27 protein-coding genes and 1 pseudogene are annotated in these 26665 nt (G+C 70.8%); 15 read left to right on the top strand and 13 right to left on the bottom strand.

Going from position 1 to position 26665, the window contains the following annotated elements; translation table 11 throughout:
• Positions 1-15: 15 nt before the first annotated feature.
• The 3 genes from bagB to CXP56_RS04020 are packed head-to-tail and all read right to left on the bottom strand — an operon-like array spanning position 16 to position 2462.
• The gene (bagB, locus tag CXP56_RS04030; RefSeq protein ID WP_028848518.1) at positions 16-1158 is read right to left on the bottom strand and encodes an ATPase BagB; all 1143 of its coding nucleotides are present in this window, start codon (positions 1156-1158) and stop codon (positions 16-18) included.
• The gene (bagA, locus tag CXP56_RS04025) at positions 1158-2189 is read right to left on the bottom strand and encodes an ATPase BagA (RefSeq protein ID WP_051310359.1); all 1032 of its coding nucleotides are present in this window, start codon (positions 2187-2189) and stop codon (positions 1158-1160) included. The genes bagB and bagA overlap by 1 nt, the downstream gene beginning before the upstream one ends.
• Before the next feature lie 24 nt (positions 2190-2213).
• Positions 2214-2462, bottom strand: coding sequence for a hypothetical protein (locus CXP56_RS04020; protein WP_028848520.1), 249 nt, complete (start codon positions 2460-2462; stop codon positions 2214-2216).
• Positions 2463-2603: 141 nt separating this feature from the next.
• On the opposite strand from CXP56_RS04020, the gene sp36 reads away from it, so the two are divergent.
• Genes sp36 through CXP56_RS04000 form a run of 4 tightly spaced genes read left to right on the top strand, consistent with a single transcriptional unit; the run spans position 2604 to position 4820 of the window.
• Complete coding sequence (gene sp36 / locus CXP56_RS04015; RefSeq protein ID WP_156899315.1) at positions 2604-2765, top strand: Sp36 family protein; 162 nt, start codon at positions 2604-2606, stop codon at positions 2763-2765.
• Positions 2762-3217: a RidA family protein gene (locus CXP56_RS04010; protein ID WP_028848521.1), complete on the top strand. Its 456-nt coding sequence runs from the start codon at positions 2762-2764 to the stop codon at positions 3215-3217. Before sp36 ends, CXP56_RS04010 begins: the two co-directional genes overlap by 4 nt.
• A 9-nt stretch (positions 3218-3226) precedes the next feature.
• Complete coding sequence (locus CXP56_RS04005) at positions 3227-4006, top strand: NUDIX hydrolase (protein ID WP_286899903.1); 780 nt, start codon at positions 3227-3229, stop codon at positions 4004-4006.
• Positions 4007-4046: 40 nt separating this feature from the next.
• Positions 4047-4820 (top strand): MBL fold metallo-hydrolase, encoded by a 774-nt coding sequence (locus CXP56_RS04000; protein ID WP_028848523.1) that lies wholly within the window; start codon positions 4047-4049, stop codon positions 4818-4820.
• Here CXP56_RS04000 and CXP56_RS03995 read toward each other — a convergent pair.
• The 3 genes and pseudogenes from CXP56_RS03995 to CXP56_RS03985 all read right to left on the bottom strand — a co-directional run.
• Positions 4800-5972, bottom strand: a pseudogene (locus CXP56_RS03995) (MFS transporter); the annotation flags it as partial. The gene CXP56_RS04000 and the pseudogene CXP56_RS03995 sit on opposite strands and share 21 nt — an antisense overlap.
• Positions 5973-7204: 1232 nt before the next feature.
• Positions 7205-7879: a Crp/Fnr family transcriptional regulator gene (locus tag CXP56_RS03990; RefSeq protein WP_028848524.1), complete on the bottom strand. Its 675-nt coding sequence runs from the start codon at positions 7877-7879 to the stop codon at positions 7205-7207.
• Positions 7880-7993: 114 nt separating this feature from the next.
• Positions 7994-8299 carry a hypothetical protein gene (locus tag CXP56_RS03985; protein WP_211227631.1) on the bottom strand — a complete coding sequence of 102 codons (306 nt, stop codon included), beginning with the start codon at positions 8297-8299 and terminating at the stop codon, positions 7994-7996.
• A gap of 301 nt (positions 8300-8600) precedes the next feature.
• Here CXP56_RS03985 and nth point away from each other — a divergent pair, with 301 nt between their 5' ends.
• From nth to CXP56_RS03965, 4 genes are read left to right on the top strand one after another with little or no spacing between them, the layout of a single operon-like run.
• On the top strand, positions 8601-9338 hold the full coding sequence (gene nth, locus CXP56_RS03980) for an endonuclease III (protein WP_286899901.1): 738 nt from the start codon (positions 8601-8603) through the stop codon (positions 9336-9338).
• Complete coding sequence (locus CXP56_RS03975) at positions 9335-9955, top strand: TlpA family protein disulfide reductase (protein WP_028848525.1); 621 nt, start codon at positions 9335-9337, stop codon at positions 9953-9955. The genes nth and CXP56_RS03975 overlap by 4 nt, the downstream gene beginning before the upstream one ends.
• Positions 9952-10674, top strand: a complete 723-nt coding sequence (locus CXP56_RS03970) for an NUDIX hydrolase (RefSeq protein ID WP_028848526.1) — start codon at positions 9952-9954, stop codon at positions 10672-10674. The genes CXP56_RS03975 and CXP56_RS03970 overlap by 4 nt, the downstream gene beginning before the upstream one ends.
• Entirely contained in the window at positions 10671-11855 is a 1185-nt protein-coding gene (locus CXP56_RS03965) for a MarP family serine protease (protein WP_028848527.1), read from the top strand. The genes CXP56_RS03970 and CXP56_RS03965 overlap by 4 nt, the downstream gene beginning before the upstream one ends.
• Positions 11856-11859: 4 nt before the next feature.
• Here CXP56_RS03965 and CXP56_RS03960 read toward each other — a convergent pair whose 3' ends face one another.
• The 5 genes from CXP56_RS03960 to acs form a co-directional block, all read right to left on the bottom strand.
• Entirely contained in the window at positions 11860-12798 is a 939-nt protein-coding gene (locus CXP56_RS03960; protein WP_286899863.1) for an alpha/beta fold hydrolase, read from the bottom strand.
• 1 nt (position 12799) lies between these two features.
• Entirely contained in the window at positions 12800-13312 is a 513-nt protein-coding gene (locus CXP56_RS03955; RefSeq protein WP_028848529.1) for a phage holin family protein, read from the bottom strand.
• A gap of 89 nt (positions 13313-13401) precedes the next feature.
• Positions 13402-14613 carry a Na+/H+ antiporter NhaA gene (gene nhaA / locus CXP56_RS03950; protein WP_028848530.1) on the bottom strand — a complete coding sequence of 404 codons (1212 nt, stop codon included), beginning with the start codon at positions 14611-14613 and terminating at the stop codon, positions 13402-13404.
• 79 nt (positions 14614-14692) lie between these two features.
• Entirely contained in the window at positions 14693-15409 is a 717-nt protein-coding gene (locus CXP56_RS03945) for a VIT1/CCC1 transporter family protein (protein ID WP_028848531.1), read from the bottom strand.
• A gap of 39 nt (positions 15410-15448) precedes the next feature.
• Positions 15449-17440, bottom strand: a complete 1992-nt coding sequence (gene acs / locus CXP56_RS03940) for an acetate--CoA ligase (RefSeq protein WP_286899859.1) — start codon at positions 17438-17440, stop codon at positions 15449-15451.
• Between the two features lie 161 nt (positions 17441-17601).
• Here acs and CXP56_RS03935 point away from each other — a divergent pair, with 161 nt between their 5' ends.
• Both CXP56_RS03935 and CXP56_RS03930 read left to right on the top strand, forming a co-directional pair.
• A complete protein-coding gene (locus tag CXP56_RS03935) occupies positions 17602-18342 on the top strand; it encodes a Fic family protein (RefSeq protein ID WP_028848533.1) in 741 nt (246 codons plus the stop codon).
• Positions 18339-19469 carry a CapA family protein gene (locus CXP56_RS03930; RefSeq protein WP_028848534.1) on the top strand — a complete coding sequence of 377 codons (1131 nt, stop codon included), beginning with the start codon at positions 18339-18341 and terminating at the stop codon, positions 19467-19469. Before CXP56_RS03935 ends, CXP56_RS03930 begins: the two co-directional genes overlap by 4 nt.
• 78 nt (positions 19470-19547) lie before the next feature.
• On the opposite strand, the gene CXP56_RS03925 is transcribed toward CXP56_RS03930, so the two are convergent.
• Positions 19548-20498: a MurR/RpiR family transcriptional regulator gene (locus CXP56_RS03925; protein ID WP_051310362.1), complete on the bottom strand. Its 951-nt coding sequence runs from the start codon at positions 20496-20498 to the stop codon at positions 19548-19550.
• A gap of 631 nt (positions 20499-21129) precedes the next feature.
• Positions 21130-21960, bottom strand: coding sequence for an HAD family hydrolase (locus CXP56_RS03920; protein ID WP_028848535.1), 831 nt, complete (start codon positions 21958-21960; stop codon positions 21130-21132).
• A 641-nt stretch (positions 21961-22601) separates the two neighbouring features.
• Between CXP56_RS03920 and ssd the strand changes: the two genes are divergently transcribed.
• The 5 genes from ssd (at position 22602) to CXP56_RS03895 (ending at position 26660) form a co-directional block, all read left to right on the top strand.
• Entirely contained in the window at positions 22602-23687 is a 1086-nt protein-coding gene (gene ssd / locus CXP56_RS03915) for a septum site-determining protein Ssd (RefSeq protein WP_286899854.1), read from the top strand.
• A complete protein-coding gene (locus CXP56_RS03910) occupies positions 23687-24853 on the top strand; it encodes a TadA family conjugal transfer-associated ATPase (protein ID WP_028848537.1) in 1167 nt (388 codons plus the stop codon). Before ssd ends, CXP56_RS03910 begins: the two co-directional genes overlap by 1 nt.
• Positions 24854-25020: 167 nt before the next feature.
• Entirely contained in the window at positions 25021-25677 is a 657-nt protein-coding gene (locus tag CXP56_RS03905; RefSeq protein WP_286899850.1) for a type II secretion system F family protein, read from the top strand.
• Positions 25674-26285 (top strand): type II secretion system F family protein, encoded by a 612-nt coding sequence (locus CXP56_RS03900; protein WP_286899849.1) that lies wholly within the window; start codon positions 25674-25676, stop codon positions 26283-26285. The genes CXP56_RS03905 and CXP56_RS03900 overlap by 4 nt, the downstream gene beginning before the upstream one ends.
• Positions 26286-26351: 66 nt before the next feature.
• Positions 26352-26660, top strand: a complete 309-nt coding sequence (locus CXP56_RS03895) for a DUF4244 domain-containing protein (protein ID WP_245566707.1) — start codon at positions 26352-26354, stop codon at positions 26658-26660.
• Positions 26661-26665: the final 5 nt, after the last annotated feature.

Below are 26665 nucleotides of genomic sequence, written 5' to 3'. Positions count from 1 at the left end.
GGTCACTCGCGCCCGTCAGGCGGCCTTGCCGTTCCCGGCGAGCCGCTCGCCGATGATGCGCAAGCCGGAGATGTCGTGCACGTCGCGCGGCAGCGCGGGCACGGTCACCATGGGCACGTCCGGATGGGCGCGGGTGAAGCGCTGGAGCAGCCGCCGTTCCCGTTTGTCCAACGCCACGCGGTCGGCATGCAACCGGAGCACGGCCGCGGCCAGTGGTGCGGAGTTCTTCGCCTCCAATGCCTCGGCCGCGGCCAGTGCCCGGGGCGCGGGCAGGTCGGCAAGCACCGGGTGGGTGCGGTTGGCCACCAGCCCGGTGAGCGGCATGGACTCCGACGACAGCCGTTCCACGAAGTAGGAGGCTTCCCGTAGGGCGTCCGGCTCGGGCGCGGCCACCACCAGGAACGCCGTGCCCGGCGACCGGAGCAGCTCTGCGGTCTTCTGTGCGCGCTCCTTGAAACCACCCGCGGTCGAGTTGAACGCCTGCATGAACGCCGACGCGTCGGTGAGCAGCTGGCCGCCGATCACGGTGGACACCGCCTTCATGCCCAGCGCCAGGCTCGCGGTCAGCGCCTTGCGGATGCCCCATCCGCCCGCCCGGGCCGGCGCGGTGAGCAAGCGGATCATCCTGCCGTCCAGCGCGCTGGACAGCCGCTTGGGAGCGTCCAGGAAGTCCAGTGCCGACCGGGACGGCGGGGTGTCGACGACGATCAGGTCCCACTCCGCGTCGGCCACCAGCTGACCGAGCTTCTCCATCGCCATGTACTCCTGCGTTCCGGAGAACGACGTGGAGATCGTCTGGTAGAACGGGCTGGCCAGCAGCTCCTCGGCCCGCTGCGGGTCGGTGTGGGCGATGATCATGTCGTCGAACGTGCGACGCATGTCGAGCATCATCGCCCACAGCTCGCCCGCCGGATTGAATCCTTCGACCTCGACCTTCCGCGGCACGTTGTCCAGTTCGGCCAGCCCGAGCGACTGGGCCAGCCGGCGCGCCGGGTCGATGGTCAGCACCACCGTCGTGCGGCCGCGCTCGGCGGCACGCAGCGCCAGCGCGGCGGCGGTGGTGGTCTTGCCGACCCCGCCGGAGCCGCAGCAGCAGATCACCTTCGTCTTCGGGTCGTCGATGAGCCGGTCGATCTCCAGCGCGCGGCGCGTGGCCATCACCGGACCCCCTTCTCCACCAGCAACTCGGCCAGCTCGTACAGCGCGGCGACGTCGATGCCGTCCGGCAGGTCCGGCAGCTGCAGCATCGGCTGGTCGGCCGCGGACAGCTGCTCGGCGGCGGAACGCTCGGTGGCGACCCGAATGGCGTGTTCCACCGTCTCGGCCACCAGGCCCTCGAGCACGTCGTCGGGGAGATCAAGCCCGGCTTCCCGCAGGCCGGCGCGCACCCGGGAGGCGTCCACCCGGCCGTCCGCGGCCGCGGTCACCGAGCGATCCGGCAGTCGCGGCTGACGCACCCGGTTGATCAGCACCGCGCCGGGGCGCAGGTCCGCCTGCTGCAGCTCCTCGATGGCCTCCAGCGTTTCCCGGATCGGCATTTCCTCCAGCAGCGTCACCACGTGCACCACGGTCTGCTCCGAGTGCATCAGCTTGACCACGCCGTCCGCCTGGCTCTTGATCGGGCCGCTGCGCGTGACGTCGGTCAGTGCGCGGGTCACGTCCAGGAACTTCACCACCCGTCCGGTCGGGGGCGCGTCGACCACGATGTGGTCGTACACGTGCCGCCCGGTGCTGTCCGTGCGGGTCGCGCACTCCTTGATCTTTCCGGTGAGCAGCACGTCACGCAGGCCGGGGGCCAGCGTGGTGGCGAACTCGATGGCGCCCATCCGGCGCAGTGTCCGGCCGGCGAAGCCGAGGTTGTAGAACAGCTGGAAGTACTCCAGTAGTGCCGCTTCCGCGTCGATGTGCAGCGCACGCAGCTCGCCGCCGCCGGGAGCGGACACCAGGTGACGCTCGCCGTAGGGCAGGGGTTCGGTGTCGAACAACTGCGCAATACCCTGGCGGCCCTCCACCTCGGCCAGCAGCACCCTGCGACCGCCCGCGGCCAGTGCGATCCCCAGCGCCGCGGCGATCGTGGTCTTGCCGGTGCCGCCCTTGCCGGTCACGAAATGCAGCCGGGCCCGCCGCAGTTCGGGTGTCCAGACGCTCGCCGGACGTGGTCCGGCGGAAGCAGGGGAGCCGGTGGTCACCGCACGAGACTAAGTGAGCCGATGTCAGGATGCCAGAACCATGACCGTCACCGTGACGCCTGCCACGACGACGAATGTCCAGGCCAGCCAGGGCGCCAGCACCGTGACCATGAGCACGCCGACGATCAGCGAGGCGGCCAGCACCACGGCACCCGCGATGGCTGCCTTGGCGAACGAGTCGGTCCGCTCGCGGACATGGGCCATGACGAACAGCACCAGAGCCAACTGGGCCGCTGCGAACAGCGCAGTTGCGATGATTCGCCATGTTTCCATGGCGGACAGGCTACGAGTGGGGTGATCGTCGTGGTGGCGCAGCCCCGGCGGGGTGTGCCGGGAGTCGCTCCACCGACCGGGGGACACGGCGCATGCGACGGTCGTAGGCTGCCCGGTGACAAGAACGAAAAGGAGTGTGCCTTGAGCGCGAAGAAGTGGGAGTACGCGACGGTCCCGCTGCTGATCCACGCCACCAAGCAGATCCTCGACCAGTGGGGCGAGGACGGGTGGGAGCTGGTGACGGTCCTGCCCAACCCGACCGGTGAGCAGCACGTTGCGTACTTGAAGCGGGAGAAGGAATGAGCTGGAAGGCCAAACTCGACGAACTCGGCATCGCGCTGCCTCCGGTGCCCACCCCGGCGGGCGCGTACGTCCCCGCGGTGCGGTCCGGCTCGCTGGTCTACACCTCCGGCCAGGTGCCGCTGCGGGACGGCAAGCCGCTGGCCACCGGCAAGGTCGGCGCGGACGTCAGCCCGGAGCAGGCCAAGGACCTGGCCCGCACGTGCGCGTTGAACGCGCTGGCCGCGGTGGACGCGCTGGTCGGCCTGGACTCGGTCGTGCGGGTGGTCAAGGTGGTCGGCTTCGTCGCCTCGGCCGAGGGTTTCGGCGGTCAGCCCGGCGTGATCAACGGCGCGTCCGAGCTGCTCGGTGAGGTGTTCGGCGAGGCGGGACAGCACGCCCGATCGGCCGTCGGCGTGGCGGAACTGCCGCTGAACGTGCCGGTCGAGGTGGAGTTGATCGTCGAGGTGTCCTGAGTGGAGTCGATGCGCCTGCCCGCAGGCTTCGAGTTCGCTCCGCCCGAGCGGCCGGTGACGCCGAAGGACGCGGCCACCGTGATGCTCGTCCGGGACCGGGACGGCCATCTGGAGGTGTTCCTGCAGCAGCGGGTCTCCGCGATGGCCTTCGCGGCCGGGATGACGGTCTTCCCCGGCGGTGCGGTCGACCGGCGCGACGCCGACACCGCGGTGGCGTGGGCCGGTCCGGATCCGCAGTACTGGGCCGAAACGTTCGGCTGCTCCGCCGAGCTGGCGCGCGCCCTGGTGTGCGCCGCCGTGCGGGAGACGTTCGAGGAATGCGGTGTGCTGCTGGCCGGCCGCTCGGCGGACACCGTCGTCGACGACGCCGAGGAGTTCCACGACGTGCGGCAGCGGCTGGTCAGCAAGGAGCTGTCGTTGGCCGAGTTCCTGGACGACGCGGGCCTGGTGCTGCGTGCCGATCTGCTGCGGCCGTGGTCGAGCTGGGTGACGCCGCCGCAAGAACCCAAGCGGTACGACACCCGGTTCTTCCTGGCCGAGATGCCCGCGGGGCAGCGCGCGGACGGCGAGACCTCCGAGGCCGAATCGACCGCGTGGGCCAGGCCGGCGCAGGCACTGGCGGATCTGGAGGCGGGCCGCAGGCAGATGTTGCCACCCACCGCCTACACCTTGCGCGAGCTGGACGGCTACCGCACGGTGGCCGAGGCGCTGGCTGCCGAGCGTGAGGTGTACCGGGTCAAGCCGAACCTGGTGGCCGACGACCAGGGCATGCGGGTGGAGTTCGAGTGACGGTGCCGCGCAGGCACCGACGGAGTTGCGAGGAGCGACGGTGAAGCACCCGGCGTACGAACAGCTCAGGCAGGTCAGCCCGATCGCGGGCGTGGTGCTGGAGAACAACCCGTCCTCGATGACCCTGGAGGGCACCAACAGCTGGGTGCTGCGCGCCGAGGGGCACGGTGGCGGCGTCGTGGTCGACCCCGGTCACGACGACCGGGAACACCTGCAGGCGCTGCTCGGCGTGGCCGGGGACGTGGAGTTGGTGCTGCTGACGCACCATCACGGCGACCACGCCGACGGCGCCGCCTGGTTCGCCGAGCAGGCCGGGGCGCCGGTGCGGGCGTTCGAGCCCTCGCTGTGCTCCGGAGCCGAGCCGCTGCGGGACGGTGAGCGGTTCAGCGCAGGCGGGCTCGAGCTGACGGTGATGCACACCCCCGGGCACACCGCGGACTCGGTGTGTTTCGTGGTGGACGCCGATCAGCCGCACGTGCTGACCGGCGACACCATCCTCGGCAGCGGCACCACGGTGCTGTCCGACCTCGGCGCCTACCTGGACACGCTGGCCAAGCTGGCCGGCCTTCCCGCGAGGTCGCTCGGCCTGCCCGGGCACGGGCCGGAACTCGTGGATCTGCCGGCGACGGTCCAGGAGTACCGCGAGCACCGGGAGCAGCGGTTGAACCAGGTGCGAGCGGCACTGGCCGAGCTAGGCCCGCAGGCCACTCCGCGACAGATCGTCGAGTTGGTCTACGCCGACGTCGACCCCGCGCTCTGGGGGCCCGCCGAGGCCAGCGTCCGTGCGCAGCTCGACTACCTCCGCCGTGGGTGACATCGTCCTGCGCCGCAGGAAGACCACGGTGGCCAGCACCAGGCCGACGACGAGCGCGCAGACGAACGACCACGGCGGGCCGAACGCCTCCACCACCTGACCGCTCAGCGAGTGGCCGGCCGACAGGCCCAGGGTGACCGCGGTGACCACCCAGCCGAACGCTTCCGTCACCGTGCCGCGCGGCGCCACCTGCTCGATCACCGACGAGTGGGTGGTGGACTGCGGGGTGATCAGCATGCCCGCCAGGATCATCGACAGTCCTAGCGCCAGCATGGACTCCGGCGCCAGCGAAGTGGGCAGCGCCAGGGCACCGACGCAGAGCGAGAAGGCGCCGAGCAGCACGGGGAGCCTCAGCGGCACCGAGCGGGGGAACGGATGAATGCTGTACAGCACGCCGAACAGCACCGAGCTGAGTGACCACAGCGACAGCAGCAGGCCACCCAGCGTGCGCTGGCCGACCGCGGTCGCGGCCGCCGGGACGGCGACTTCCACGAAACCGACGACGACGCCGAACCCGACCGCCGCGATCACCAGGGTGCGCATACCCGGACTGACGAGTGCACCGAGCATCCGTCGCCGTGCTTTGTGCTCGGCCGGGCCCCACGCCCGCACCACCGGGCTGAGAGCGAACACCACCGAGCCGAGCACCATCATCACCGCGCTGACGACCACGCCCAGCCCCGGCCACGGCAGCGCCACCATCACGCCCGCGAAGCCGGGCCCGATGATGAAGAAGACCTCCATGCTGATCGCCTCGTAGGCGTAGGCCGCCTCCCGGCTGGGGCCGGACGGCAGCACCCTGGTCCACAGGGACCGGGAGGACGAGGCGACCTGCGGCTGGCTCAACCCGGCGAGCACGGCGATCGCCGTCATGGCCACGGTCGGCGCGCCGCTTTCCACCGACAGCACCAGCCCGGTGATGGCCGCGGCGAACAGCGCGGTCGCGACCAGCAACGGCCAGGTCGGGCCGTACCGGTCGATGATCCGGCCTTGCGCCACGGACCCGATGGCGACGCCGATCAGGGAACCGGCACCGACCAACCCCGCGGTCGCGAACGATCCGGTCACCCGCTGCACGTACAGCAGCACCGAGAAGCCGACCATGGCGACCGGAAGGCGTGCCAGCAGCGACGACAGGACCGGCCGCAGCATGCCGGGAGAGGTCAGTGCGGCGCGGTACGACGCGAGGGAGGTTTTACCGGTCACGTCGCCCAGTATGCGCAATTGTGGTACGGCAGTACCAGTCATTTACCGGTTACCTCCGTCACCGTGGAGAACCCGTGCTACCTGCGGAAACGGGGGAGCCGCCCGGTCGTGACCGAGGGCGTTCGGCCGCCTACCGAGAGCGGCGATCAGGGGAGGAACGCGGGGTAGGCGACCGTGGCCGTCTTCCGGCCGGGGCCGGAGCAGGCGGCCGTTGGCGAAGTCGCTTCCGGCCTGACACTCGCCGGCGACCATGTCGCGCCTGGGGCTTCTACGTGGCGGTCATCTACTACAGCACCACCGGGACCACGCACGAGATGGCCAAGGCCGCTGCCTACGGTGCGGAAAAGGCCGGGGCCCAGACGCGGTTGTGGCGGGTGCCGGAACCTGCGCCGGAGGAAGCGATCGAGGTCGACGAGGACTGGGCCAAACACCGCGGGCAAGGCTGTGGCTGCGCCTGCGGAGGGACATGGCCGCGCCTGCCATGGGTGGTGCCGCCAGTCGGTGCCGCCAGCCGAGGACCGAGGCCGCCCGGGATCGGCATTCGGGTGAATTCTCCTCACAATCCGTACATCTGTCTTGGATGCTTTGGTTCGTCCCGACGTTCGCGTTCCCGGTCTCCGGTGCATTCGGCAACCGTCGGCACGCCCGCTCGCCGAATTGTGAACCGCGGATAATCCGGTTCCTCGGGAGCGGCCGCGACCTGCGGTTCCCTGGTCGGCGTGCAGCGGCATCGCTGCCGGTCAGCCGCGGGTCGTGACCCGGCGCCCGCCTGGCGCGAATGCCGGTCAGGCGGCAACATCTCGGTTCGGTAACGGTCCGCGGAAATGGGCCAGTATCGTGCAACATCTCGGTCGCAACAACGTCCTTGAGGGTGAAGGCCCTTGAATAAAGGGGTAGTCGTCGGGGATTGTGGGTATATCAACGGCAAAGACTCCCTCCGGCAACACGGGTCGGGGCCTATGACCGGAGGGCGGGGAGCGCGGAACGTCGGGGGATGGGCCGCGCAAAGGTGAAGGGCCGGTGCGCCACGTCGGGGGTGGCGCCCGGCCCTTCATCTCTGTCCAGGTCACGATCGGTGTCGTGGGGCCGCCGGTGGCGCGAAGCTGCGATCCAGAAGGCGAAAAAGCGAACGGGCTGTGCGGCCTCGCCGCACAGCCGATGACATGAAGTGCGTCGCGTCAGCGGGCGCGGCGAGCGAGCCGTTCCGGGTCGAGGATCAGCACGCTCTTGCCCTCCAGACGCAGCCAGCCGCGCTGCGCGAAGTCGGCCAGCGCCTTGTTCACCGTCTCGCGGGAGGCGCCGACGTACTGGGCGATCTCCTCCTGGGTGAGATCGTGGGTGACCCGCAGCAGGCCGGCCTCCTGCGTGCCGAACCGCTGCGCGAACTGCAGCAGGGCCTTGGCCACCCGGCCAGGCACGTCGGTGAAGATCAGGTCGGCGACCATGTTGTTGGTGCGGCGCAGCCTGCGCGCGATCACCCGGAGCAGCTGTTCGGAGATCTCCGGGCGGGTGGCGATCCACTGCCGCAGCGCGGGCCGGTCCATGGTCATGGCACGGACCTCGGTCACCGTGGTCGCCGTCGAGGTGCGCGGGCCCGGGTCGAACACGGACAGCTCGCCGAACATGTCCGCGGGCCCGAAGATGCCGAGCAGGTTCTCCCTGCCGTCCGCGGACTTGCGGCCGATCTTCACTTTCCCGGACAGGATGATGTAGAGCTTGTCGCCGGGTTCACCCTCTTGGAAGATGACGTGGCCGCGCGGGAATTCCACGCTCTCCAACGTCTGGGCCAGAGCCTCGGCGGCAGCTGGCTCGACGCCTTGGAAGATGCCCGCCCTGGCAAGAACCTCGTCCACCTCATGCCTCCTGTCGCATGCGACATCTGCCCAGCTCACGGGCGGCGCCGCTGATCACGTCGGTGCTGATCCTATCTGCGGGTGACGAGGGCGCGCCAACCCACGTGCGCTTGCTCAGCTGCGTGCGCGCTCCGGCGGGCGGGCGCGCAGTGGGGTCCGCCTGCCGTTGTGCGTGCCCGCTGCCCGGTCCGCGCGCAGCCGTGCCGCGCGGCCGCGGCGGCGTAGCCGGAACAGTTCCAACGCCCGGCCGATGCCCTGCTTGTAGAGGGCCTTGACCTCGTGTGGCTGCGCCGACTCGAGGAACTCCTCGACCTCGGTCTCCCGCACGGTGACGTTGGCGAGCTTCTCCTCGACCCGCTCCATGAAGAGGGCGAAGAACAGCACCACCAGCGGTACGGCGATGACGAACCAGACAGTCATATCGGACAATCCTCGCTCATGTGCCGCGGACCCGGCGGTCACCCGGTCGGTGTCGGCGTGTTGTGTCTCGCCTGCGTCGATTGTTCCCGCGCCCCGCAGCGGGTGGAGCTCCGGCAGGCGCGGGTAGCGTCGCCGGTGCGCCGATGGGCCCCGCCTGCGTGTGCGACGGGATCCCCATCCGTAGGCTATCCAGGTGCCCTCCGTAGCTAACACGCACCCCGGCGCCCGATCGAGTCTTCCGAGGCGGAAGCGCTCGTTCGACGCCGAGAGCAGGCTGGCACTCACCAGACGCGCACGCCGGATGAACCGTTGCCTGGCCGAGGCTTTTCCCGGTGCGCATTGTGAGCTGAATTACCGCACTCCGCTCGATCTGCTCGTCGCGGTCATCCTGTCGGCGCAGTGCACCGACGAGCGCGTGAACCAGGTCACCCCTGAGCTGTTTCGGCGCTATCCGACCGCGGCTGACTACGCCGCGGCCGACCGCGCCGAGTTGGAAGAGCTGATCAAGCCGACCGGCTTCTTCCGGAACAAGGCGAACGCGCTGATCGGTCTCGGGGCGGCGCTGGTGGAGCGGCACGGCGGCGAACTGCCCGGCAAGCTGGAGGACCTGGTCAAGCTGCCCGGCGTCGGGCGCAAGACCGCGAACGTGGTGCTCGGCGAGGCCTTCGGCGTTCCGGGGATCACCGTCGACACGCACTTCAACCGGTTGGTGCACCGGTGGAAGTGGACCGCGGAGCAGGACCCGGTGAAGGTGGAGTTCGCCGTCGGCGAGCTCATCCCGCGCAAGGAATGGACCTTGCTGTCGCACCGGGTGATCTTCCACGGCCGACGGGTGTGCCATGCCCGCAAGCCCGCCTGCGGTGCGTGCCTGCTGGCGAAGGACTGTCCCGCTTTCGGCGCCGGGCCGACCGACTTCGAAACGGCCGCGAAGCTGGTCAAAGGCCCGGAGCGGGAGCATCTGCTGACGTTGGTGCAGGACAAGATGGCCGGCCGGGGAACGGGCAAGGCCGCGGACGGCGGCGCGGACGCAGAGCGGTGACCAGAGCGGCGTGGGTGGCGCTGGCCGTGGGCGGGCTGCTGCTCGCGGCGCTCGTCGTGGTGCTTCCACAAGTGCGCGACGACGCAGGAGGCGGGCAGGCGCCCGCGGACGGCGCCGAGCTGGCTGACGCGCGCGAGCAAGCCGGCCTGCCGCCGTGCCCGAGCGGGTCCGGTGAACCGGTGAAGAAGCTGGCCGGCGTGACGGCGACGTGCCTGGCCGACGGACGCAAGGTCGACGTCGGGCAGATGCTCGCGGGGAAAGTCACGCTGATCAACGTCTGGGCCACCTGGTGCCCGCCGTGCCGCGACGAGTTGCCCGTGCTGCAGGAGTACGCGTCGAGCCCGGGCGCGGTGCAGGTCCTCACTGTTCAGGTCGACAGCCCGCCTGCGGACGGTTTGCGCATGCTGGCGGATCTGGGGGTCCGGCTGCCGACCGTGCACGACGGCGACGAGCGCTATGGTCCACTGCGTCGCGCGTTGTCGGCGCCCAACGTGCTGCCCGCGTCGTATGTGGTCGACCGGGACGGCACGGTGCGCCTGGTCAGCAACCCACGCGTGTTCGCGACCGTTGACCAGGTACGATCCGCCGTCACGCGCCACCGGAAGGGGGCGGAATGAACCAGGGCGCCCTGGTCGACGTGGACGATGTGCCGCCGTGGCTGCGCAGGCTGGTCGAGTTCGCCGGGCGGGCGAGGGCGGAGCACTTCACCCGTTTCGCGCCGCCGCCCGACGAGCGGACCAAGGCCGCAGCCGTGCTCGTGCTGTTCGGTGACGGGGAGGAGGGCCGCGGACACGACGTCTTGCTGCAACGCCGCGCGCACCACCCGAACGACCGGCACAGCGGTCAGGTCGCCTTCCCCGGCGGGGGCGCCGAGGACGGCGACGACGGCCCGGTCGGCACGGCGCTGCGCGAGGCCCAGGAGGAGACCGGGTTGGACCCCAGCGGCGTGCTGCCGATCGCGGTGATGCCCGAGCTGTGGATCCCGGTGTCCGGGTTCTCGGTCACCCCGGTGCTGGCCTACTGGCAGCGGCCCAGCCGGGTGTGGCCGGTGGACCCGGCGGAGACCGCGGCGGTGGCCAGGGTGCCGATCGCCGATCTGGCCGATCCGGCGAACCGGTTCGTGGTCCACCGGCCGGACACCGGGTGGCGCGGTCCGGCGTTCTCGGTGAACGGCATGCTGGTATGGGGGTTCACCGCCGGCCTGCTGAGCACGCTGCTGTCGCTGGCCGGTTGGGAACGGAAGTGGAACACCAAGGACGTTCGCACGCTCGACGATGCCCTGCGTGAGCACGGCGAACGCCTGGTGACGGGCACCGAACGGGAAGGCGACGGGTGAACTGGGTCGACGTGCTGGTGGTCGTGGTCGCCGTCATCGCCGCGGCGTCCGGGGCCAAGCAGGGGGTGATCATCGCGCTCCCCGCCTTCCTCGGTGTGCTCACCGGTGCGGTCGTCGGCATCAAGGTCGCGCCGCTGATCGTGGACATGTTCGAGCACCCGGCGGCCAAGGTCGCCTTCGCGGTGGCCACCGTGGTGTTCCTGGTGGCGCTCGGGGAGACGTTCGGCGTCTGGATCGGCCGGACCATCAAGGAACGGGTCGACCTGCCCAAGCTGGCCTGGCTGGACAACAGCCTGGGCGCGATCGTGCAGGGCGTCGTGGTGTTCGTGGTGGCCTGGCTCATCGCGCTGCCGCTGACGTCGGTCAGCGGGCTGCCCGGGCTGGCCAGGGCGATCAACGGGTCCGTCGTGCTCAGCGAGGTCAACGACGTGATGCCCGAGCAGGCCAGGGCATTGCCGAACGACCTGCGCAAGCTGCTCGACGTGTCGGGGCTGCCGTCGGTCATTGCGCCGTTCGTGCAGCCGCCCAGCGCCGAGGTGCAGCCGCCGGACAAGCGGCTGCAGCACTCGCCCGTGGTGCAGCGGTTGCGGGACAAGGTGCTGAAGATCCGCGGTGACGCCCCCTCGTGCTCGCGGACGCTGGAGGGCAGTGGATTCGTCGTCGCGCCGCAGCGGGTGATGACGAACGCGCACGTGGTCGCAGGCACGACGAGCGTGCGGGTGGAGTCGCAGCAGGGAGTCCTTCCGGCTCGGGTGACCTACTTCGACCCGGATGTCGACGTGGCCATCCTGGCCGTGCCCGACCTGCAGGCACGGCCGATTCCGTTCGCCGAGGTCCCTGCTGCCAGCGGGGACAGCGCCATCGTGCTGGGGTACCCGCTGGACGGCCCGTACACCGCTACGGCCGCGCGTATCCGGCAGCGCACCGAACTGCGCGGTCCGGACATCTACGAGACCAAGACCGTCCGGCGGGACGTCTTCACCGTCCGCGGTGCGATCCGCAGCGGCAACTCCGGTGGGCCGATGGTCAATCCCGACGGCGAAGTGATCGGCCTGGTGTTCGGCGCTTCGGTGCAGGACCCCGACACCGGTTTCACGCTCACCGCGGCGGAGGTCGCGCCGGAGGCGCGCCGCGCTCCGGAGATGGTCAACGACGTCGGCACCGGCCGCTGCACGGCCTAGCGCCTCAACGGTTCAGCCACTCCAGCAGCAGGTCAGTGGTGAGCTCCGGGGCCTCCAAGTGGGGATAGTGCCCCACTCCGGGAAGCTCGCGCAGGGTGGAACCTCGGCCTGCCCACGCGGTCGATGCTTGCGCCGTCCTCGGCAGGACGCACCCGTCGACCCTGCCGTGCAGCTGCAGCACCGGCACGGGGCTCGGGTCCCGCATGGCGTTGGCGAAGCGGCGGCCGTCACCACGGAACAGCGAGCGGAACGCCCACCGGTAGAACTCCAGCGCGCAGTGTGCGACGCCGGGGATCTGCATGGCGGCGCGCAGATAGCGCGCGGCCTCGGTGAACTCCGGGGTGTCCTGCCACGCCGGGCCGGACCACCTGCGCAGGCACTGCTCGACGGCGGCGGCGTCGTCGGCGACCAGATCGCGTTCCGGCTTGATCGGCACCTGGAAGCGGTAGAAGTGCCCCATCGCCCTGCGCTGCTCCCGGTCGTACAGGCAGCGGCGGAGCTCGGGGCGCAGCGCGAGCGGATGCCACCCGCCGAGCACGCCGACGGAATGCACCACGCGGGGGTGCAGCACGGCGGCGGTCCATGCCAGCGCGCCGCCCCACCCGTGCCCGATCAAGTGGGCCCGGCTGGCGCCGAGCGCCCGCACCAGCCCGGTGATGTCACCGGCCAGCGTCCAGGCGTCGTAACCGCGCGGCGGCTTGTCCGAGTCGCCGTAGCCGCGCAGGTCGGCGGACACCACCCGGTAGCCCGCCGCGGCCAGCGCGGGCATCTGCCGGTGCCAGACCCACCAGCACTCCGCGAACCCGTGCAGCAGGATGACCAGCGGCCCGTCGGTGGGGCCGTCCGCTTGCGCCACGTGCAGCGAGATGCCGTTGGCGGAAACCGTGCGGTGCGTCCACGGGCCCGGCGTGCGCACGCTCGACGGGTCGGGTGCCGCTTTCACGCTAGCCGGTGGTCAGCTCACTCGACCCGGCGGATTCGGACGACTTGGGGCGCAGCGCCGCGGCGGTCTGCTTGACGCTGTCGATGGTGCGTTCCGGCGCTTTGATCTTGCGCACCCGCTGGAAGCCGAGGAACGCGCAGAGCGCGGCGAACACCAGCATCAGCCCGAACACGATGGCGAACGCCGCCCAGCGGGGCAGCCACTCGGCCAACAGCTCGGCCAGGAAGAAGAAGAAAAAGAACGAGCTGTACAGCGCCACGGTCAACGCGATGATGAACAGCACGCTGCCCTTGACGCCCTTCTTCACCTCGCCGACCAGCTCTGCCTTGGCCAGCTCGACCTCGGCACGGATCAGCGTCGACATGTGCGTGGTGGCGTCCTTGACCAGCGCGCCGATCGACCGGTCGCCGCCCGCGCCGTTGCCGGCGGCCGGCTCGTCGGGGGTCAGCGGAAGATAGCCGACCGTGCCGCCTGCCTGAGACAATTGATCATCGCGCCTGCTCACCCTTGACATCGTGCCATGGCGCGGCGCCGGCGCAAGGCACGACCCTCTTGGCGCGTCGGCGCAGGCGGGCCCACGCGTGCCTGCTCGGCTGGCCCTGCTCAGGCCTCTCCCACGGCGCGGCTCCTGCGGTGCGCCCGCGAGCGGATGCCCAGCATCAGCGCGGCCAGCAGCGAGGCCACCAGCGAGCCGATCAGCACCGCGGCCTTCGCCGGTTCGTGCAGGCTGTCTGGCAGCCCGAGGTCGGCGATCAGCAGGCTCACGGTGAACCCGACTCCGCCGAGCACCGCGAGCGCGGCGATGTCCAGCCACCCGGTGCGGGCAGGCAGCCGCGCCAGTCCCGTCGCGACGGCGAGGCCGCTGGCGCCCAGGATGCCGATCAGTTTGCCCGCCACCAGCCCGACCGCGATGGCCAGCGGAACGGGCGTGGTCGCCATGGTGGACAGCGCTTCCCCGTCGACCGGCACGCCCGCGGCGAACAGGGCGAACAGCGGCACCGCGACCATGGCCGAATACGGCTGCAGTCGGTGTTCCAGCCGGAGTGCGGGCGCCTCGTCCTCACCGGGATCCGGCCGGACGCGGGTCAGCAGGCCCATGGCGACCCCGGCCATGGTGGCGTGCACACCCGTGAAATGCACCGCCACCCAGATGACCACGGCCAGCGGCACGTACAGCAACGACGAGCGGACGCGGCGGTGTTGCAGCCACCAGTAGAGCGCGAGCCCTGCGGCGGCGACCGCGGCCGCGGCCAGGTCGATGCCGCTGGTGAACACCACGGCGATGACGATGATGCCGCCGAGGTCGTCCACGACGGCCAGGGACAGTAGGAAGATCCTGGCTCCGCTGGGCAGGTGCTGCGCGGTCACCGCGAGCACCCCGAGCGCGAACGCGATGTCGGTGGCCATGGGCACCGCCCATGCCGTGGTGAACCCTTCTTCGCCCCAGGACAACAGCAAGGTGATCGCCGCCGGGGCCACCATGCCGCCGATCGCGGCGATGATCGGCAGCGTGGCGTCCTTGATCGACGACAGCTCGCCCAGGACCAGTTCGCGCTTGAGCTCTAGGCCCACCACGAAGAAGAACAGGGTCAGCACGCCATCCTTGGCCCAGTCGCCGATGGACAGGTGCAAGTGCAACGCGTGGGGGCCGACGGTGTAGTCGCGGACGGCGGTGTAGGTGTCGCCGAGGCCGGAATTCGCCCAGATCAGTGCGATCGCGGCGGCGACGAGCAGGACCACGCCGCCTGCCGTCTCGGTGCGCAGAAAACGAGCGAACTCGGCGATCGGCCGGGTCTGGCGGCGCGGCTGCGGCACGAGCGACTCCTGTCGTCAGGGGACCATCACGCCGACCAGACTTCCCGGCACACCGTTAGCCATCCTAGCGATTCCGGCGTCAGCCGACCGTGATCCCGAACACGACGCCTACGTAGTAGGTGACCAGCATGGCCAGCACCCCGACGCCCACGTTGCGCATGACGGCACGGGCGACCGGGGCGGAGCCCAGGCGGGCGGCGGTCCACCCGGTCAGCACCAGCCCGGCGACCACCGCGGCGCCGCATGCCAACACCCGCACTTCCACCGGGGGCAGGGCGATCGCGATCACCGGCAGCAAGCCGCCGATGGTGAAGGCCAGGAACGACGCCCAGGCGGCCTGCCACGGGCTGGTCAACCGGTCCGGGTCGATGTTCAGCTCCGCCTCGGCATGCGCGCGCAGCGGGTCCTTCGCGGTCAGCTCCTCGGCTACCCGGCGCGCCAGCTCGGGGGACAAGCCCCGCTTCTGGTAGATCGCCGTGAGCTCGTCCAGCTCCTGCTCGGGCATCTGCTCCAGCTCCTGCCGTTCGAGCTGGATCGCCGCCCGTTCGGTGTCGCGCTGGGTGCTGACCGAGACGTACTCACCGCCCGCCATGGAGAGCGCGCCCGCCACCAGCCCGGCGATGCCCGCAGTGAGGATCGCCCTGACGTCGGTGGTTGCGCCCGCCACGCCGACCACCAGGCCGGCCATGGACACGATGCCGTCGTTGGCGCCGAGGACCCCGGCGCGCAGCCAGTTCAGCCGCCCGCCGAGGTCCTCGTGGTGCGCCTCGCCCGGGTGTTCCGAGACGGCGCTCATGACCGGGACGTCCCGGTACGCGACGATCCGGCCACCGGGTCAGTCCTCGGTGCCCTTGCCGGAGGTCAGCCGCTCCTTGATCTGGTCCATCACGCTCGAGTCGGCCAGCGTGGTGACGTCGCCGATCGGGCGGTTCTCCGCCACGTCACGCAGCAGCCGCCGCATGATCTTGCCGGACCGGGTCTTCGGCAGCTCCGGGACGACCATGATCTGCCGCGGCTTGGCGATCGGGCCGATCTCCTTCGCCACGTGCTCGCGCAGCTCGGCGATGGCCTGCTCGCCGGCAGCCCCGTCGTCGGCGCTGCCGCGCAGGATGACGAACGCCACGATGCCCTGGCCGGTGGTCGGGTCGGGCGCGCCCACCACGGCCGCCTCGGCCACGTTCGGGTGGGACACCAGCGCCGACTCCACCTCGGTGGTGGAGATGCGGTGGCCGGAGACGTTCATGACGTCGTCCACCCGGCCGAGCAGCCAGATGTCGCCGTCGTCGTCGTACTTGGCGCCGTCACCGGCGAAGTAGTAGCCCTTGTCGGCGTACCGCGCCCAGTACGTCTCCTTGTACCGCTCGGGGTCGCCCCAGATGCCGCGCAGCATCGACGGCCACGGCCGGTCGAGCACCAGGTAGCCGCCGCCACCGTGGGGTACTTCGTTGCCCTGGTCGTCGACCACCTTCGCGGAGATGCCGGGCAGCGGGCGCTGGGCCGAGCCGGGCTTGGCCGCGGTGACGCCGGGCAGCGGGGAGATCATGATCGCCCCGGTCTCGGTCTGCCACCAGGTGTCCACCACCGGGGTCTTGCCGCCGCCGATGTGCTCCCGGTACCAGACCCACGCCTCCGGGTTGATCGGCTCGCCGACCGAGCCGATCAGCTTCAGCGACGACAGGTCGTACTTGGCCGGGATGTCGTCGCCCCACTTCATGAACGTGCGGATCAGCGTCGGCGCGGTGTAGTACTTGGTGACCTTGTACTGCTGGACGATCTCCCAGTGCCGTCCCTCGTGCGGCGTGTTCGGAGTGCCCTCGTAGACCACCTGCGTTGCCCGGTTGGCCAGCGGGCCGTAGACGATGTAGCTGTGCCCGGTGACCCAGCCGATGTCGGCGGTGCACCAGTAGACGTCCTCACCGGGCTTGTGGTCGAACACCACGTGGTGGGTGTAGGCGCACTGGGTCAGGTAGCCGCCGGAGGTGTGCAGGATGCCCTTCGGCTTCCCGGTCGTGCCGGACGTGTAGAGGATGAACAGCGGGTGCTCGGAGTCGAACGCCTGCGGGGTGTGCTCGGCCGATTGCTTGCCGACCAGGTCGTGCCACCAGATGTCCCGCTCGTCGTTCCACGGCACGTCGGACAGGTCGTCACCGACCCGGCGGACGACCACGACCTTCTCCACCGAGCTGGTGCCTTCCAGGCCCTCGTCGACCTTCTCCTTCATCGGCACGGCCTGGCCGCGGCGGTACTGGCCGTCGGAGGTGATGACGACCTTCGCCTCGGCGTCCTCCACCCGCTGCCGCAGCGCGGCGGCCGAGAAGCCGCCGAAGACCACGCTGTGCATGGCCCCGATGCGGGCGCAGGCCAGCATGGCCACGATCGCCTCGGGGATCATCGGCAGCTGGATGGCCACCCGGTCACCGGAGGAGACCCCGAGCGACTCCAGCGCGTTGGCCGCCTGGCAGACCTCGTCCTTCAGCTGCGCGTAGGTGATGTCCCTGGTGTCGCCCGGTTCACCGACCCAGTGGATGGCCACCTGGTCGCCGTGGCCTGCCTCCACGTGCCGGTCCACGCAGTTGTACGCCACGTTGAGCTTGCCGCCGACGAACCACTTGGCGAACGGCGCGTTGGACCAGTCCAGCACCTGGGTCCACCGGGTTTCCCAGTGCAGCCGGTCGGCTTGGGCAGCCCAGAAAGCCTGGTAGTCGGCCTCCGCCTCCTGGTAGACGCTGGCGTCGACGTTCGCCGCAGCGGCGAACTCCTCGGGCGGCGGGAACGTGCGGTGCTCGGTGAGCAGGTTCTGCAACGTTGCTGACTGCTGCTCTGCCATGTTGGTGACGCCTCCTGGTGCTCAGGTGCTGGGCCTAGCAGTGTGCTGTGAGGGACAGCACTGTTCCAGCCCCGACGTTAGCGCTCGATGAGATGACGCGCACCACCGTTCGTCTTGCACCGATGACCGTTCGTCGGCCGTCCGGTGTAACGTCGCGGCTCGTGACCGATCCGCTCGCCCCGTTGCTGGAACTGTCCGGGGTCTCCGATGCCGTCCAGGCGGCGCGGGAAGCCGTCGACGCCGTCCACCGCCACCCGACGAACCGCAAACGGTGGCCGACCACCGCCGCCGAGGCGTCGGTGCGGGCCGCCCGGGCGTCGGCCGCGATCGACGGTGGTGACGCCGAGATTCCACCGGACGGGGAAGTGCGCGAGCCGGTGCTGGCCGGGGCGTTGCGGGTGGCCGAGGCGCTCGGCGGGCTGTTGACGACCTGGGAGCGGTCGCCGCTGCAGGTGCTGGCCCGCCTGCACGTGCTGGCCGCCGCCGACCTGGTGGACGATCCGGACCGGCTGGGCAGGCCGCGCGGGGACGAGGCGACGTCGCGCAGGCTCGAGCTGCTTGCCGAGCTGGTCACCGGCGGAACGAAGGCGCCAGGGGCGGTGCTGGCTGCTGTGGTGCACGGCGAGCTGCTGGCGTTGCGGGCGTTCGGCGTAGGCGACGGGGTGGTCGCGCGCGCGGCCGCCCGGCTCACCATGATCGGCACCGGGTTGGACCCGAAGGGGCTGTGCGTGCCGGAGGTGTGGTGCTTCCGCAAGCTGAGCGCCTACCGGGAGGCGACCGCCGGTTTCGCGGGCGGGACGCCGGAGGGGCTGCGTCAGTGGCTGTTGTTCCATTGCCAGGCGGTGGAAGCCGGCGCCCGGGAAGCGGTGGGCATCGCCGACGCGGCGGGAGAGGCGCGGTGAGCAGGCGGCTTCCGGCGGCTGTCGCGGCGCTGGTGGTACTCACGGGATGTTCTCCGTCGTTGGAGGCGGGGACGCCGTCGGGGGCGGTCTCCAGCGCCACCGCCGAGGTTGGCGCCTCTGCCGAGGTTTCCGGCCCTGCCGAGTTCACCCTGGTCGCCACCGGGGACGTGCTGATCCATCCGGCGCTCACCGAGCAGGCCGAGGCGGACGGTGACGGCGGCCGGGATTTCCGTCCGCTGTTCGCCGGGGTGCGGCCGTTGGTCAGCTCGGCGGATGTGGCGCTGTGCCACCTGGAGGTGCCGTTGGCGGGACCGGACGGGCCGTTCTCCGGGTACCCGTCGTTCAGCGCTCCGCCCGAGGTGGCCGATGCGCTCGCCGACACCGGCTACGACGCATGCTCGACGGCGTCGAACCACACGTTGGATCAAGGTGTGGACGGCGTGCGGAGCACGTTGGATGCACTGGACAAGGCGGGATTGGCACACACCGGGTCGTATCGGTCGGAGCAGGAGTCTCGCCGGCCGCTGCTGCTCGACGTGAACGGCGTCCGGGTCGGCCACATCTCGATGACGTACGGGTTCAACGGCATTCCGCTGCCGGAGGACCAGCCGTGGGTGGCCGACCAGCTGGACGTGGCGGTGGCGAAACGGAAGGCTGCGGCGGCCCGCAAGGCGGGCGCCGATGTCGTCGTGGTGAGTGCGCACTGGGGTGTCGAGCATCAGCACGAGCCGACGCCGGAGCAGCGGAAGCTGGCCGAGGAGCTGTTGGCCGACGACGACATCGACCTGGTGATCGGGCACCACGCCCATGTCGTGCAGCCGATGGAGCGGATCGACGGCGAATGGGTGGCGTACGGGCTGGGCAATCACGTGGCGCGGCACGCCGAGCCGACCGGAGCCACCGAGGAGGGGATCGCCGTGCGGTTCACCTTCCGGCGTTCGGCCGACGGCTGGCGCGTGCGCCAGGCGGAGTACGTGCCGACGCTGATCGATCTCGGGCCGCCGATCAGGCTGCGGGATCTGTCCGCCGAGGATGCCGGGACCTACGTCGATGCACTCGAGCGCATCGACGACGTGGTGCTGTCGCTCGGCGCCGAGGCGGACGGGCTGACCAGGCCAGGGCGCTGACGACGATGCGCCCAGGACGAGACCGAGCCCGTCCCGGGCGCACGCCGCCGGGCGATCGCCGCTGTCCGCCCGGCGGTGTCACCTGCGGAGATGATCTGGTTTCAGCGGATGCGGCCGCTTGCGGCGCCGGTCCTGCCGGACGCCGAGTCGGTGGGTGCCGGTGGCGTCCTTGGCCGGATCCAGCGCTGCCGCGGCTGCCGGGCCGAGCCGCTGGGCGACCCCGACGAACAAGCAGTCGATCACGGTGAGCTGGGCGATCCGGCTGGCCGCCGACCCGGAGCGGAACGTCGTCTCCCTGGCCGCGGTGGTGAGGACGTGGTCGGCCAGCGAGGCGACCGGCGATTGCGGGAAGTTGGTCACCGCGACGGTGGTGGCCCCGCGCTCCTTGGCCGCCCGGAGTGCCTCCAGGACGTCCGTGGTCGCCCCGCTGTGCGAGATGGCGATGGCGACGTCGTCGGAGGTGAGCACGCCCGCCGAGGTCAGCATCAGGTGGGTGTCCGACCAGGCGAAGCTGATCTTCGACAGGCGGTGCAGCTTGTGCTGCAGTTCGTTGGCGACCAACGAGCTCGCGCCGACGCCGTAGATGTCGATCCGGCCGGCCGCGGCCAGTGCGTCCGCGGCCCGGCTCACCGCGGTCGGCGACAGCTGGCTGGCGGTGTCCTCGATCGCCCGGGCGTCGGCGAACGTGACCTTGTTGATCACGGTGGCCATGTCGTCGTCGAGTTCGATGGTGCCGCCGTACATCTGGCTGACCCGCGCCTGCATGCGGGCCGCGTCGGCGGCGAGCGCGATGCGCAGCTGCGGGTAGCCGCCGACGCCGATCGCCTTGCAGAAGCGGGTCACCGTCGTCTCGCTGGTCCCGGCGGCCATGGCCACCTCGGTGATGCTGCGGGTGGCCACCGCGGACGGGTCTTCCAGGACGACCTTCGCCACCCGCTGCTCGGCGCGGGCGAGCCCGGGAAGCAAGGAGCGGATCCGGACCAGCGGACCCACGTCGGCGTCGTTGCCATCGAAGAAGGGTGTGTCCACCTGCGCACGGCCGGCTGGCTGGTGTGGAGGAGAGTCTGTGAGCGACACCGACGATCACGCCCTTCGTTGTGGTGCAACCGGGGGACCAGCAGATGGGTGATCTGTAACGGTCAAATCGTACTTTTCACCCAAACGTTGCGAGGTACGCCGTAAAGGTCGCTCAACAGTGTTACAGCGTTAGCAGTCGAGAGTTAACGAGTTGGCAAAGAAATCCGTGCATTGGTCACGGAACGTGAATCTGGATGAACATAACGCAGGCGGCGGCCGTCGACATGGTGTCGGCGACCGCCGCCTGCTCGCGCGGACACGCGGGTTACCAAGCGTGCAACTCGTGTCGTCCGTGTCGGGGACTCGGCGCCCAGCGTCCTGGTACGCAGTCCCGAGACGACAAGCCTCCCGCGGCGTGCTCCGCGTGGGTGCCCGGAGTCCGCGCACGGAGCCCAATCGGGGAGGATCCGGCTTCTCTTCCGCCGCATCCTTGGCCGACTTGGAGTCCGCACCTTCTTTCTACCGAGTGATGGCGGTCACTTCAAGCGCTGAACAGGGTGCACCGGTCAAGACGCGTTCAGCTGCTGACATCGGCCCTGCCGGTTAGTAGGATTTTCCGCTGGCTCTGGTACGAATGCGCTGATCAGGGCCGCTTTTGGGGGGTTTGCACGGTGCGGTTCTCGCGCTTGCGTCTGCGGATGCCGTACCATGTCGCGCCCGCCGCGGCGACGGCTCCGACGCCCACCCCGAGCGCGACCGCGACGGTGGTCGACTGCGGAATCCGCGACCGCAGGGTGACCGGGCGGGAGAAGGTCAGCACCGGCCAGTTGCGCTCGGCGGCGACCTTGCGGAGCAGCCTGTCCGGGTTCACCGCGAACGGGTTGCCGACGGTGTCCAGCAGCGGGATGTCGGTGCTGGAGTCGCTGTAGGCGTAGCAGGCGCCGAGGTCGTAGCCGCGTTCGGCGGCCAGCTCGCGGGCGGCCTTCGCCTTGTTCTCGCCGTAACAGTAGAACTCGACCTCGCCGGTGTAGCGGCCGTCGACGATCTCCATGCGGGTGGCCACGGCGTGGGTGGCGCCGAGCATGTCGGCGATCGGTGCGACCACTTCCTGGCCGGTGGCCGACAGGATGATCACGTCGTGCCCGTTGGCCTTGTGTTTCTCGATCAGCTCTGCGGCTTCGGCGTACACCAGCGGGTCGACGACGTCGTGCAGGGTCTCCTCGACCACGGCCCGTACTTGGGCGACGTCCCAGCCCGCACACAGGGCGGAGATCTGGGCGCGCAGCCGTTCGGTGGTCTGCTCGTCCGCTCCGGCGAGGCTGAACATCAGCTGGGCGTAGGCGGAGCGCAGGGCCGCGCGGCGGTTGATCAGTCCCTGGCGGAGCAGCGGTTTGCTGAAGGCCAGCGCACTGGACGAGGCAATGATCGTCTTGTCGAGGTCGAAGAACGCCGCGACCGGTCCGGCTGACTCCATGCGCTCACCATAGTTGGGCGCTGCCTGCGGGTTGGCGGGTGATTGTGGGGCGTGGCCTGGGGGTTGGCGGGTGACTGTGAGGCGTGGCCTGGGGGTTGGCGGACGGCCGATTGTCGAGCGCTGACTACCGGTTGGCGGCCCAGTCGGCCGGGCTGCCGCAGTGCGGGGCCTCGGGGTCATGCGCAGCGCCATCAGCGCGTGAGTCACGGACGTGCCCGGGCCCGGCCGGGCGAGTTGTCCACATCTTCTCCACAGCTGACCCGGGTTCTCCACAGCCTTGTCCACAAGCGGCGCCGCAGTTGTCCACAGAGTTTGTCCACAGGCGGCTAGTTGTCCACAGGGGGCTGAACAAGTCCTCCCGACCGCGCGAGCGGTGGCGGACCCTGTGAGCAGCGGCCGCGCCGGCGGTCGCGCTAGCACGGACTGGGGGATCGATGTCGGAACGGCACGTGCCGCTGCCTGATCAGCATCGCGCGCAGGCGGATCAGCGCAGGCCTGCGTCACCGTCGGACCAGCACCAGGCGCTCGTGGGCACGCAGCCGCCTTCGGAGCGGGAGGCGTGGCATTGGCAACGTGAGCCCACGCGGGCGGAGGCGGAGGTGCAGGGGCAAGGGTGCGAACGGCGGCCGGATCGGCGCCGGATGCCGCTCGTCGTCATGCGGGAGGAGCCCCTGCTCGACGAGGTGCTGCGGCTTGCTGCGGCCGTCGGCTGTGAGGTCGAGGTCGCTCCGGACGTGCCCGCGGCCGCTGGATCGTGGATCCATGCCCCGCAGGTGCTGGTCGACGAGGCCGTGCTGCGCGAAGCGGCGGGAGGTCGGGTGCCGAGTCGCCGTGGGGTCGCGCTGGTGTGCCTAGGGCCGCCTCCGGCCGAGTGCTGGCAGTCGGCGTTCACCGCAGGGATAGAGCGGGTGATGTCGCTGCCGGAGGACGAGCAAGCGTTGATGGCGCTGCTGGCCGAGGTCGTGGAGGGGCCGAGCAGCGGGGACGGGCGAGTCCTCGGTGTGCTGGGCGGGCGTGGAGGCGCCGGGGCGTCGGTGTTCGCGGCTGCGGTCGCTGTGGAGGCCGCGCGACGTGGAGAGGACGCCTTGCTGGTCGATTGCGACCCGCTGGGCGGCGGGATCGACCTGCTCCTCGGTGCCGAGCACGACGGCGGCCTGCGCTGGCCGGAGCTGGCGGTGCAGGGTGGCCGGGTCTCGATGCAGGCGCTGCGCGCCGCGTTGCCGCGGATGCGCTGTGGTTCCGGGTCGCTCGTGGTGTTGTCCTGCGGCCGGCAAGGGCCCGGGCCGAGCGCGCAGAGTGTCGTCGCCGTGGTCGAAGCGGGTGTGCGCGCGGGCCACACGGTGGTCTGTGATCTGCCCCGCGCGCTGGATGCCGTCGGGTGGGAGGTGGTCGACCGAGCAGACCTGATTGCCGTGGTGGTGCCCGCGGAGGTGCGGGCCAGTATCGCGGCGATGCGTGTCGTCGAGTCGTTACGAGGGCGAGCGCGGCGCCTGGGTGCGGTGGTGCGCGGTCCAGCCCCGGCGGCTTTGCCGGCGGCTGCGGTAGCCGAGGCCGTCGGTGTCGAGCTGCTGGCAGGCATGCGGGCCGAGCCCCGGCTGGGGCGCCGCGTCGAGTGCGGCGAATTCGGTCCTCGGGCCGGAGGTCCGCTGGCACGGGCAGCGCAGAGCGTGCTGAGCGCGTTGTGGGAATCGTCGGGCGAGCCGTCGAGCGTGGCGGAGGTCGCCTGATGCGTGCGGACCTTGTGGAGCGAGTCCGTCGGCGGCTGGCCGCGCGGGGAGCCGACGTCAGCGCGGCGGCGGTAGCCGATGCGGTTCGTGCCGAGACCGGCGGGGTGGCCGGGCACGGGGACGTCCTGGCTGCGCTACGACAGCTGCGGCAGGAGTTCGTCGGGCTCGGCCCGCTGGAGGAGCTGGTCACCGACGATGCGATCACCGACGTGCTGGTGACCGGGCCGGATCAGGTGTGGGTGGACGGTGCAGGTGGCTTGCGCCGGACCGAGGTCAGGTTCGCCGACGAGTCCGCTGTCCGGCGGTTGGCGCAGCGCTTGGCCCTTGCCGCGGGTCGCAGGCTGGACGACGCCCAGCCGTTCGTCGACGGGTGGCTTCCCGGCGTCGGCCCACACGGCCGAGTTCGCCTGCACGCGGTACTGCCGCCGGTGGCGGCCGACGGCACCTGCATCGCGTTGCGGGTACTGCGCCCGGCGACGTTCGACCTGGAGCAGCTTCGCCGGCTTGGCGCCTTTGATGCGCGGCTGGTGAAGGTGCTGCAGGCGATGGTGGCGGCTCGGCTGGCGTTCCTGGTCACCGGTGGTACCGGTGCGGGGAAGAGCACGCTCCTGGGAGCGCTGTTGGCGGCCGTGCCGGGGGGCGAACGCATCGTGTGCGTGGAGGACGCGCAGGAACTGGCCCCTCGGCATCCGCAGTTCGTCCGCCTGGTGTCACGGCCGCCGAACATCGAGGGCGCTGGCGAGGTCACGTTGCACGAGCTGGTCCGGCAAGCGTTGCGGATGCGCCCTGACAGGCTGGTGGTCGGCGAGATCCGGGGTGCGGAAGTCGTCCCGATGCTCAACGCGCTGAACACCGGCCACGACGGCGGGGCCGCCACGCTCCACGCCAACGCCCCGGCGGAAGTCCCGCCGCGGCTGGAGGGGCTGGCGGCACTGGGCGGGCTCTCCCGTGAGGGCCTGCACAGCCAGCTGGCCGCAGCGGTGCAGGTCGTGCTGCACATGCGGCGTAAGACCGGTGGGGTACGGGCATTGACCGAGATCGGGGTGCTCCATCGGGACTCCGCCCTGGTGCGGGTGATTCCGGTGTGGCGGTGCGGCCGGTGGACCGAGGAGCGGCGGCTGCTCACCGCGTTGTTCCAGGCCAGGGGAGTGCGGTTGCCGTGGTGACGTCGTTGGTGCTGCTGGCCGCGGTGTTCGCCTGGCCGCCGGGTTCGGCTGCGCGGCTTCGGGCGGCACGGTGCCCGCAGGCGGGCCGTGTGGCATGGACCGCCCGGTGGTGGATGGTGCCGTCCAGGCATCTTCGGGTGATTGTCGCGACTGCCGGTTCGGCTGCCGTGTGCGGACTTGTGCTGGGCGTTGCGGGCGCGGTGGTCGGTGCGTTGATCGGGATCGCGGTGACTGCCCGGATTCGTGCTCGCAGGCAGCGAGCTGCCGAACTCGGGGAGTACCGCGCGATGTCCGAGGCGCTGGGAGCCCTGGTCGCGGAGCTTCGTGCCGGAGCGCATCCCGCTGCCGCCGCGGAGTCCGTGGCCGCTGATGCCCCGAAGGGCACGGCGGCCGCGCACGGCCTGCGTGCCGTGGCCGCTGCGGTCCGCCTCGGTGGTGAACCCGATGCTGCGCTGGTCGATGCTTCGGTACACGCTGCGGTAGCTGCGGACCTCCTGGCCCGCGTGGCGCGGGCGTGGCGGGTTGCGCAAGCCCACGGGGTGCCATTGGCCGAGGTGCTGGATACAGTCCGTCGTGACGTGGCCGAGCACACCCGCTTCGTCGGCCGGTTGCACGCCGAGCTGGCAGGCCATCGAGCCAGCGCTGCGGTGCTCGCCGGGCTGCCGGTGCTCGGGATCCTGCTCGGCGAAGGCATGGGGGCGGGCCCTGTCGGGGTGCTGTCGTCCACCCCGGCAGGTCAAGTCCTGCTGGTGGTCGGAAGCTTGCTGATCTTCGCCGGAACGGCGTGGAGTGAACGACTTGCGCGTCGGGCGGTGGTGACATGACGCTGCTCTGCCTGCTTGCGGCGGCGCTGCTGGTGGCACCGGCTGCCAAGAACGCAGAATCCCGGCTGAATGCGGCGGTGGCTCGGGCAGGGACGGGCGAGCGCGCCGGGCGAGGCGTGGAGTGGCAAGGCCGCGCGATGGCCGTGCCCGGCCGCGCGAATGCAGTCGACCCGTTCGCTCTGGCGGCTGGTTGGGATCTGTTGGCCGCGTGCTTGCGGTCGGGTCTGCCGGTGGCAGAGGCATTGCGTGCGGTTGCCGGCAGCTTGCCTGTGGCGGTGGCTGACGTGCTGCGCCGGGTGAGCGAGCTCCTGGCATTGGGGGCATCGCCGGATGAAGCCTGGCGGCCCGCCGCCGCGTGTGCGCACACGGCAGCGTTGGCACATGCCGCTCGCCGGGCATCGCGATCGGGAAGCGCGCTGGCCGGAGCGGTCGGCGAGATCGCCGCTCGGCTTCGAGCCGAGCAGCACGAATCGGCGGAGACGAGGGCCCGCCGGGCGGCGGTGCTGATGACGGGTCCGCTCGGGCTGTGCTTCCTGCCCGGCTTCCTGTGCCTGGGCGTGGTGCCGGTGGTGATCGGGCTCGCCGGTCACCTCACGGTGCTGCAGTGACGTGCGGAGCGCTCGCGGTGAGCGCTCGCAGGAGAAGCGGTCGACCTCTCGCGATGGGAGGTGTTCATGAGACTGTCGGACTTCATGACGACCATGACGGGGGGCGTGCTGGATGCTGTCCGCTCACCGGTGCGCGGAAGGCGGCGTGGCCTGATCAGGTGCTGGTGGCGAGCAGTGGGCCGGGCCGACCGGGCCGCGCGCACCGGACCGGCGCTGCGCCTGTCCGGCGACCTGGGGATGTCAACGGCTGAATACGCCATCGGGACGCTGGCTGCTGCGGCGTTCGCCGCGCTGCTGTATGCGGTGGTGACCAGCGATTCGGTCCTGGGGGCTTTGACCGACCTGGTCGAGCGTGCCCTGTCCGTGAATTTCTAGGTGCC

Origin of the sequence: Thermocrispum sp., assembly GCF_002919275.1 — a bacterium.
In the GTDB taxonomy this organism is placed as follows: domain Bacteria; phylum Actinomycetota; class Actinomycetes; order Mycobacteriales; family Pseudonocardiaceae; genus Thermocrispum; species Thermocrispum agreste.
Note: the sequence above shows the minus strand (reverse complement) of the source record. Positions and strands in the feature narration are given on the sequence as shown.

Coding starts and splice junctions, on each gene's coding strand:
- bagB (WP_028848518.1), bottom strand. CDS start 1,158: ATGGCCACGCGCCGCGCGCTGGAGATCGACCGGCTCATCGACGACCCG.
- CXP56_RS04020 (WP_028848520.1), bottom strand. CDS start 2,462: ATGGAAACATGGCGAATCATCGCAACTGCGCTGTTCGCAGCGGCCCAG.
- CXP56_RS04010 (WP_028848521.1), top strand. CDS start 2,762: ATGAGCTGGAAGGCCAAACTCGACGAACTCGGCATCGCGCTGCCTCCG.
- CXP56_RS04005 (WP_286899903.1), top strand. CDS start 3,227: ATGCGCCTGCCCGCAGGCTTCGAGTTCGCTCCGCCCGAGCGGCCGGTG.
- CXP56_RS03985 (WP_211227631.1), bottom strand. CDS start 8,299: ATGACTGTCTGGTTCGTCATCGCCGTACCGCTGGTGGTGCTGTTCTTC.
- nth (WP_286899901.1), top strand. CDS start 8,601: ATGAACCGTTGCCTGGCCGAGGCTTTTCCCGGTGCGCATTGTGAGCTG.
- CXP56_RS03970 (WP_028848526.1), top strand. CDS start 9,952: ATGAACCAGGGCGCCCTGGTCGACGTGGACGATGTGCCGCCGTGGCTG.
- CXP56_RS03955 (WP_028848529.1), bottom strand. CDS start 13,312: ATGTCAAGGGTGAGCAGGCGCGATGATCAATTGTCTCAGGCAGGCGGC.
- CXP56_RS03945 (WP_028848531.1), bottom strand. CDS start 15,409: ATGAGCGCCGTCTCGGAACACCCGGGCGAGGCGCACCACGAGGACCTC.
- acs (WP_286899859.1), bottom strand. CDS start 17,440: ATGGCAGAGCAGCAGTCAGCAACGTTGCAGAACCTGCTCACCGAGCAC.
- CXP56_RS03920 (WP_028848535.1), bottom strand. CDS start 21,960: ATGGAGTCAGCCGGACCGGTCGCGGCGTTCTTCGACCTCGACAAGACG.
- ssd (WP_286899854.1), top strand. CDS start 22,602: ATGCCGCTCGTCGTCATGCGGGAGGAGCCCCTGCTCGACGAGGTGCTG.
- CXP56_RS03910 (WP_028848537.1), top strand. CDS start 23,687: ATGCGTGCGGACCTTGTGGAGCGAGTCCGTCGGCGGCTGGCCGCGCGG.
- CXP56_RS03900 (WP_286899849.1), top strand. CDS start 25,674: ATGACGCTGCTCTGCCTGCTTGCGGCGGCGCTGCTGGTGGCACCGGCT.
- CXP56_RS03895 (WP_245566707.1), top strand. CDS start 26,352: ATGAGACTGTCGGACTTCATGACGACCATGACGGGGGGCGTGCTGGAT.